Genomic DNA, 7,578 nt, shown 5'->3' on the forward strand with positions numbered 1-7,578 from the left:
ACCGAAGTTTCGGTCGACCAACAAGACACACAAGCCAGTACGCCCGCACAGGAGGTGAAGGCCCCTGCCCCGGAGCCGCCGGAAGAGGAAGTCTCCGACACGCCGACACCTGAGGTGACCGAACCCAGCCAGACAACAGAAGACCTGAATACCGAAGAGGTGATCCCGAACCCCGAAGTAACACTGATGACGTCATCGGTCAGGCCAAAGATACGGTCCAAACCGGTGAAGGATGTCGTGCTCCCTCGTCCCGCGAGACCCAAACCCGCGCCACAACCCAGTCCGCAAAAGAAATCAGCGGCCTCTCAATCAATGGTTAAGGCGCAAAACCAGCAAGCGCAGAAATCCGCACGCAACGCCGCAACACAATCTGCGCGCGGCAGCGGGCGCACAATAAGCCCCGCAAAATGGCAATCCCGTCTTTTGGCACATCTAGAGCGTCGCAAGCCCCGCTCTAAGGGCGAAAGAGGCGTGGCCTATGTTACCTTTCGACTGGATGCTGCCGGAACGGTTTTGTCCGTCCGGCTTGCCCGGTCGTCCGGCAATCAAGCGATCGATCAGGCCGCGGTCAGCCTTGTCCGGCGCGCATCCCCTGTTCCCCCTCCCCCGCCTGACGCATCGCTTACGATCACCGTACCTGTGAAGTTTAACAGACGATAATTGTCACCGCCCCACGGCAGCGGAGACCCGATAGCGCGGAAAGCCGCCGAGCTTGTAAAAAGCATAATGAGCCGTGGGAACCGTTTGTGAAATCCAACGTTCATCCGTCACGATACAGCAGTGTCGTGACCCACATTTTTCTTATCAGTAAAGAGGACGTAACGATGGCCAAAACGAAGACGCTTGAAGACCTTTTTCTAGATACCCTGAAAGACATTTACTATGCCGAGCGCAAAATTCTAAAGGCATTGCCCAAGATGAAGCGCGCGGCGACAAACGAAAAGCTGGCCCAGGCTTTTGAGAAGCACCACAGCGAGACAGAAGAGCAGATCGAACGGCTGCAAAAGGTCTTTGAAAGCATGGGCAAGACCGCCCGTGGCAAGACCTGCGACGCCATCGAAGGCATTATCGCCGAAGCAGAAGAAATCATGGACGAATTCAAAGGCTCTCCGGCCCTTGATGCTGGCTTGATCTCCTCAGCTCAGGCTGTCGAGCATTATGAAATAACCCGCTACGGTACCCTGCATCGCTGGGCGAAAGAGCTGGGCATGAAGGACGCGGCCAAGCTGCTGAATGAAACATTGCAGCAAGAATGGAAGACCGACGAGGATCTTACCAAACTTGCAGATAAAACAGTGAATGATTCAGCAAAAGCGCCAGAAAACGCCTAAGGCTGAGGACGGCGGGCGGGGTGCGCTGGCCCCTGCCCGTCAACCAGATCTGACAAGATAGAGGTTTTCAGCAGCGCTTGGCATGATCTGAGCGTGTTTGTCTGACACAAGCCGACGGATCATGAGGATGCTGCAATCGTCCACAATGCCGTTTGGCGGCATATCCGCGCCTTCCAAGAAACGGCGTTGTGCATCATCGTCCATTCCGGCCCAAAAGCCATCCGTGGCGACAACAAGCGGCGCGGTGCCCTCACCCTGAAGGGTCGATATATCAGGGGCAATGAATTCCGTAGCCCGAAAACTGCGTGTCAGCCTATTTCTTAGCGGTGAGCCTATGATCTCATCTAGGGGCACATCCTTGATCGCGTTGGCCAATGTGTGTGGTTTTATCAGCCACTCTATCGCGGCATGTGTACGGAAACGTCCGATCAGACAGTCACCAGCGTAAAGAATTTCTATCTGGCGTTTGGGCTCGATCAGCGCCACAAGATAGCTTGCCGACGCCCATCGCAGTGCCCTCGAGCGTTTGGTATGAATCTGTCGCAGCTGATCGACGATGTCATTGGCGGATACACGTGTTTTCGCAGATGTGAACCAATCGACCAAATCGCGCGCGATCAACTGTGCCAGCTCACCGCTTTGCGGTTTTGCGCTTGCCCCGTCTAGCACAATGCACAGCACCGTATCATCCCGCAGGCCGATGCCACAGTAATCCTGATTGGTGTCTGTGCCCTCGCCCCTAATACTGCGCCAGCTTATCTCAACACCCACTTCACATATGCCCATCATCGGCCGCGGCCAAAGCCGCAAAACGTTTCCGAACGATATCGGCTCGCCCCTCTGGCCCTCTTATGTTTCCCGCGACGAAACCATCAAAATCCCAATGTCGCTGCAGCGCCTGGCATTGTTCGGCGATAAAAGAACGGATGTCTGCATCAGCATTCTTCACATCCTCCACCAACGCCTCGCGCCCGTCCACGACCAGCAGAATATCCTCGATATCGCGGCTCATCAGCAGGTCGTCATCCCCGCGCCCCAGGAATGCTTCGAGCTTTGTGGCGAGAAATAGTTCTGGCACGAGGTGTTTGATTTCCAGCTGATCTGTCAGAGGGTACGCAACTGCTGTCTCGATACCTTTCGCATACCACCGGTTGCTGAACCCCAGTATTTTTTCGTCGTCAGGCATAAAGTCGACCTTCAGCTCGCCCAGGCGCATCCGGCAAATCACATTGTCCTCGTGGGTTTCTGAAAACCCCTTTTTGCGCAACTGCATCTGCAATTGCGCCCACTCCGCATAACCGGCCAGATCAATGATAAGATCCACGTCATCCGTGGCCCGAACATCCTCAAGGGTTATGGTGTCTGTGATAAACAGCGCTGTTGTGCATCCGCCAACAAAAACAAAACGTTTTCGCAGTTCGGGACCAAGCGCCGCAGCGACCGTTTCAAGCATGTTTCGCAATTGCCCGTGAACGGTTGTCATCTGCTCAATAACTTTTCTGATAGACGGTCAGATGCAAGCTTGGCTTCCCGTTGGCGGCCCAATCGTATCGCATCAATGAGTGCGAGGTATTCGTAAAGTTTCTCATCTTCTTGAACAGCATCCGGTACGGATTTGAAAAGGGGGTCAACGGCTTGTCCCATTTCCGTGCCATAGGCATATGGCCATACGTAAATATAGCTGCCACCCGCCACCAAATACGGCTCAAGCATCGGGGCTGAAAAGGCGGTTGGGATACCTCTTATCATCGCGCCGGGCTTGGCTGGAAACACAAATTTCAGACCATGTATGATAAAGTTGTACAGGTCGCGGCGATTTGGTTTGGCATGTCCGTCTGGACCGCCTTTGAGGGCAAGCCCGGATGAGCAGCTGCGGTTGATCGAGGCATTCACCTCGGACTTGCTGATACCAAGGGACGCCTCGAGGCTGCGAACAGAATACGGGTCTTCGCGCGAAGGCGGGCTGTTGTGGTTGGAAGCGCGTTCTTGTTCTTCAAGGCTCACGAGCTTGAGCAGTATGACAATGTCCTGGCTTTTCATATGGTACCTTTATGCGTCCCTTGTCCATGGACTGCGGACAGTTAAGCACACTACTGGCCATTCTGTCAAAGGGGGTACCCGCAGCGCGTTCCCGGAAACATCAACCTACGGACGCCCGCGCTTTTCAAACCACTTCCGACTGAAGCCGACAAATGCTTTGTCTGGGATCTTGGGCGCATCCAAGCCCCCGTCATCCATCCAAGTGCGCCACTCCTGCTCTAGGTGGTAGACATCCCACCCTGGTGCGGCCTCACGCGCGGCTTCATACGCCTGAGGCGACAATTTGATGCTGCTGATTTCGTCATTGACCGGCCCCTCTTTAACCATGGTTCCCCGGTTTTGGAAAACCATGAAATTCCCATCCAGACGTACCGCATAGTCTGGCATGTGATCATGGCTTTCGTCTTGGGCAACAATGCTGCCCACAAGACGTTTGAACTCGCGGCTCGTAGAGGTCGACCCACATTTCCGCTGCAACACTTCCAAAGATACACGCCAAGATTTCTGACGCCCGCAATGCTTGCGCGCAATTTCATAGATACGTCTTTCAAGCGGTTTCCTCAGGCGGAAATAATTCCGGTGAAGGGTCAGCACCTCTTGGGCCTGGATCGCGTTGAAAACCCAATCGGATAATTGCACTTCGATCTCTTGCATGCGGCCATCGCGGGTCTGGCGCACGATGCGGGCGCGGTCGATGATACTGAACAGGTCCATCTGTTCCGTGCCACCGGTGACAATATTCGTTTCGATCTGCGTCCCTTGCAGGCGGGTAAGCGCGCTTTTCAAAGCATCATAGCCGCGCCCATCCGTGACGCGGTTTGTCGCCTTTAACAGGTCAAACGCACGCAATCGTACGGTCCGCGACACCTGCCTGCCCTCGTTAAGGGCCGCCATAATCTGGCTGATACAGTAAATCAGGACATCCCTGTCATGGATCGTCGCCACACCCTCGCTCGAGGGTTTTACTTCAAGATAGTTCTTTCCTGTCTCATCTTCATATCTGCGAACGCGGTGGTCAGGTTTTGTAGAGAGAGAAAAAATAGGATGCGCCATCGATGCCATGTCGCCCTTGGGAGCCGCATCAAAAATATCGCAGACAAAGAAGTCCCCCTGCTCCTGCCGATCTGGCAAAAGCGGTGATCTGATTTCTTTCGTGATTTCACCCACACTATTTCCCTTTTCGTGTTTTTACACACAAATCCCTACACTTTCGTGATTTCACACACACCCTGCTAAGAATCGTGTTACCAATAGAAAGAGTCGAATCGAGTCACAGATTTCGTGATTTCACACACGGGGTCAAGGTTTTTCGTGATTTCACCCACACATTGGGTCCCGTCGTGACTCCGCACACGTAGTTTTGTGAGTTCACACACATATAATCGTGACTTCACACACGCCATGTTTTGAATAGGTATTTGATCTCAATTAGTTACCATACCAATTCAGAGCCCTAACACCCTTTATAACACATATATAACACTCTACAGATTTAGGCTTATCCGCCTTTGATATCTCATAGATATGCAATGAAATAAGGCTGCACATAGCCAAGCAAGCGAATCCATCCAGACTGACTGAACCACAGGGCTAAGAAAGCTAATCGGCATCCGCCCCATCACAGATGACTTTGACTTCGGCCCGGAAAGAGGCTGTCATCAATGGCGATACGACTTTGGTTGCCAATCCGATATCAAGCGGATCATACCAGTTGCGCAGGCGGTCCATCTCGTCTTGAGAGAGCGACACAGCGACCCTCAAGGTTTCCCCCCCTTTTTCAAACTCATCAACGGTGGGCTTCTTGGTCACTGTAATACGCCGGCGGAAATTTGCGATCGTCTTTTTTCGGGCGGCATACAAAAGATCATCAATTGGGACACCAAATTTCTCGGCCGTATCATGTAGGCGTTTGGTCAGTGGCACACCCAAGTGGATAATCCGGCTGACAATTTCACCCTTTGAAGGATCTTCATCCTGCTCAGTTTTTACGCGGGGCTTGGGTCGCGCGGGTTTTGAAGGGGCAGCGCGCTTGACCGGTTCTTGTTTCTTTGCCGGCTCAGCCTTGGCCGGTGTTTGTTTCTCAACGGGTTGTTCAGGTTCAACCGCCCTGCCCTCTTCTACAGGGCCGGGCTTGCCAATAATCTCTTTGGTGCGAAAATATTGCTCATCGGTTCCCTTAAGCTGCAGTGGAACTCTTTTACGTTTAACCATTGTTCGCCTCCGCTATCTCAAGACAAAGATCCAAAAACTCGGTCATCTCGTCCAAGGCATCTTGCAAGTGCTTGGGGTTCTTAAAATATCTTTCTTTACGCGTTTTCTCGGTCTGGATCATGCGGTCTAGCAGGCCTTCTTCGTCCATCCGGCGATATGCGTCGCGCTGCTGCACGTAGCGCGGCACAAACTTAAGCTTTTCGACGGGCGGGGATTTACCGTCGCCGACCAGCTTGTTCGCCCGCGCATGTAACATCACCCCAGATTCTGTTTTCGTCGGTTTTGAACCAACGCGGTTAATCGCCGCCCGGAACGGTGGAAGCGCAGTCGGGTCCTCTACCCTCGCCCGCATCCGGTACATCCAATTTGCCGTACCGACGGCAGTAGAAAGATCGCTGGTGGATGGCTGAATGGGGCACAGAATCAAATCGGACACAGTGGCCAATTGATCATGCAGCTCGTTTGCGTCGCCCGGGGTATCGACGATGAAAAGGTCCAGATCGCCTTCGTCTTCCAAATCCAGAACCATTTCGCGGGCTTCTTGCGGGTTAAGCGTTTTGAAAGCTTCGACTTTATCGCTCCAGTTGCCAGCGACAGTCGCGCGCCCTGCCCACTGCACAAGATTTTCGGTCTTATCTGTATCCAGAAACCCGCAAGAAATTCCTGCCGCGCTCGCCGCGCTCAGCAGACCGCGCGCAATCGTCGATTTTCCTGCGCCGCCTTTTTGATTGATCAAGGTGATGACCAGCATTTCGATGCCTCATGTAAATATGTAAAATTGCTGCAATGCCTTTCTGTAAAAATGAAGGCTTGTAAGCAGTACTACGTGTAAGTGTGTATGAAAGCAATATGGTAAATTGTGAGAATGTAGATGTGCAAAATGTATTTGCTTAAATGTGTAATGTAGCGAGTTGTAAATGTGCATCTTTGTAAGTCGGTAATGTGTTGAAGTGCCGGTTTGTAGTGTTGCATATCTGTTGATGTGTAAATAATTGCGTCCATATAAATACCATCACTTGTGATGGTACCCACATGGTGGTTTTGGCTTTAGTTGGCATCTTAAGGATCGTTATGGCGCTTCTGAGGCATAGTTCAGCGCAAGATACTCCCCGCATCTTACGTTAGATGTCCGAATCCACGGAAATATTCCCAAAACCATGGATCTGACCACGCTACCTCTTCCAAATGCGGTCAAAAACAAAGTGTCTGTATTCGGCGCACCAAGAAAATGCTCCACTCTCGCCCCCGTGGTTCGAGAAGGGTATCTTAAAATCATAACATTGATAAGCCGAGACCGCTATGCCGCATGTAAGCGCATCTTTGCCTCGCCGCGCGGCGAAGGCCGGTGCGTGGGAGCAATGTTTTTGATGTCTCGGCTAATGAGGGGTCCAAAAGATGTTTTCGCGCATGGCCGTCAGCTCACATGACAGAGCGGCCGCGGCCTAGCCTGTCACTACACTATATATACTTTCCGAGGCGGGCATAACTTCGGCAGTATATATAGTGCTCTACCCAAGATGCGCTGGAAGCTGTGATCGCCGAACGCATCAGCACCCTCGCTCAACTTATTGTACTCAATGCAAAAACAATAACGTCTTTTTGCCGATTATTGTCGCTCCGGGTGCCACTGATGCAGGGACCGCCTTCAATAAAACTTGGCCCAATTTTCAGAAAAAGCTTTGCATGAAGGCCAGTTATTGACATGATCTGGGCATAAATGTGTCAAGATTGTGATTGCCGTGGGCCAGTGTTTTTTAGGGCCCGACTTTGTTTCTAGGGTTTCTTCTGCCTATTTGGCTTGGAATGTTTAATGTCCGTTTGGTCGTTGTTTAAGAGAATTGTTCGGAAGGATGGCGTGCGCGCTAGCCCTTCTCGATTCCATTCTCACGGCATCCTACGTGACCCTTCCAATGACAGCCTAAATCGCGAAGAGTCTTTTCGCGTCGAGGCGTTAGAACCCCGCATCCTGTTATCGGCTGATCCCGTCTTGGGAGAG

Annotated in this window: 8 protein-coding genes; 2 read left to right on the forward strand and 6 right to left on the reverse strand. The window is 52.3% G+C overall.

What is annotated here, in order from left to right:
• Both AADJ11_RS16965 and AADJ11_RS16970 read left to right on the forward strand, forming a co-directional pair.
• On the forward strand, window positions 1-660 hold a 660-nt coding region (locus tag AADJ11_RS16965; protein WP_341235622.1), incomplete at its 5' end, for a TonB family protein.
• Between the two features lie 164 nt (window positions 661-824).
• Window positions 825-1,331 carry a ferritin-like domain-containing protein gene (locus tag AADJ11_RS16970; RefSeq protein ID WP_341235729.1) on the forward strand — a complete coding sequence of 169 codons (507 nt, stop codon included), beginning with the start codon at window positions 825-827 and terminating at the stop codon, window positions 1,329-1,331.
• 39 nt (window positions 1,332-1,370) lie between these two features.
• On the opposite strand, the gene AADJ11_RS16975 is transcribed toward AADJ11_RS16970, so the two are convergent.
• The 6 genes from AADJ11_RS16975 to AADJ11_RS17000 form a co-directional block, all read right to left on the reverse strand.
• Entirely contained in the window at window positions 1,371-2,120 is a 750-nt protein-coding gene (locus tag AADJ11_RS16975) for a protein phosphatase 2C domain-containing protein (RefSeq protein ID WP_341235623.1), read from the reverse strand.
• Window positions 2,104-2,814 (reverse strand): hypothetical protein, encoded by a 711-nt coding sequence (locus AADJ11_RS16980; RefSeq protein WP_341235624.1) that lies wholly within the window; start codon window positions 2,812-2,814, stop codon window positions 2,104-2,106. The genes AADJ11_RS16975 and AADJ11_RS16980 overlap by 17 nt, the downstream gene beginning before the upstream one ends.
• Window positions 2,811-3,371: a hypothetical protein gene (locus tag AADJ11_RS16985; RefSeq protein ID WP_341235625.1), complete on the reverse strand. Its 561-nt coding sequence runs from the start codon at window positions 3,369-3,371 to the stop codon at window positions 2,811-2,813. Before AADJ11_RS16985 ends, AADJ11_RS16980 begins: the two co-directional genes overlap by 4 nt.
• Before the next feature lie 105 nt (window positions 3,372-3,476).
• Window positions 3,477-4,538 carry a replication initiator protein A gene (locus tag AADJ11_RS16990; RefSeq protein ID WP_341235626.1) on the reverse strand — a complete coding sequence of 354 codons (1,062 nt, stop codon included), beginning with the start codon at window positions 4,536-4,538 and terminating at the stop codon, window positions 3,477-3,479.
• 432 nt (window positions 4,539-4,970) lie between these two features.
• Entirely contained in the window at window positions 4,971-5,582 is a 612-nt protein-coding gene (locus AADJ11_RS16995; RefSeq protein ID WP_341235627.1) for a hypothetical protein, read from the reverse strand.
• Window positions 5,575-6,333, reverse strand: a complete 759-nt coding sequence (locus AADJ11_RS17000) for a ParA family protein (RefSeq protein ID WP_341235628.1) — start codon at window positions 6,331-6,333, stop codon at window positions 5,575-5,577. Before AADJ11_RS17000 ends, AADJ11_RS16995 begins: the two co-directional genes overlap by 8 nt.
• Between the last annotated feature and the right edge of the window lie 1,245 nt (window positions 6,334-7,578).

It is taken from the genome of uncultured Sulfitobacter sp. (assembly GCF_964021855.1).
In the GTDB taxonomy this organism is placed as follows: Bacteria; Pseudomonadota; Alphaproteobacteria; order Rhodobacterales; family Rhodobacteraceae; genus Sulfitobacter.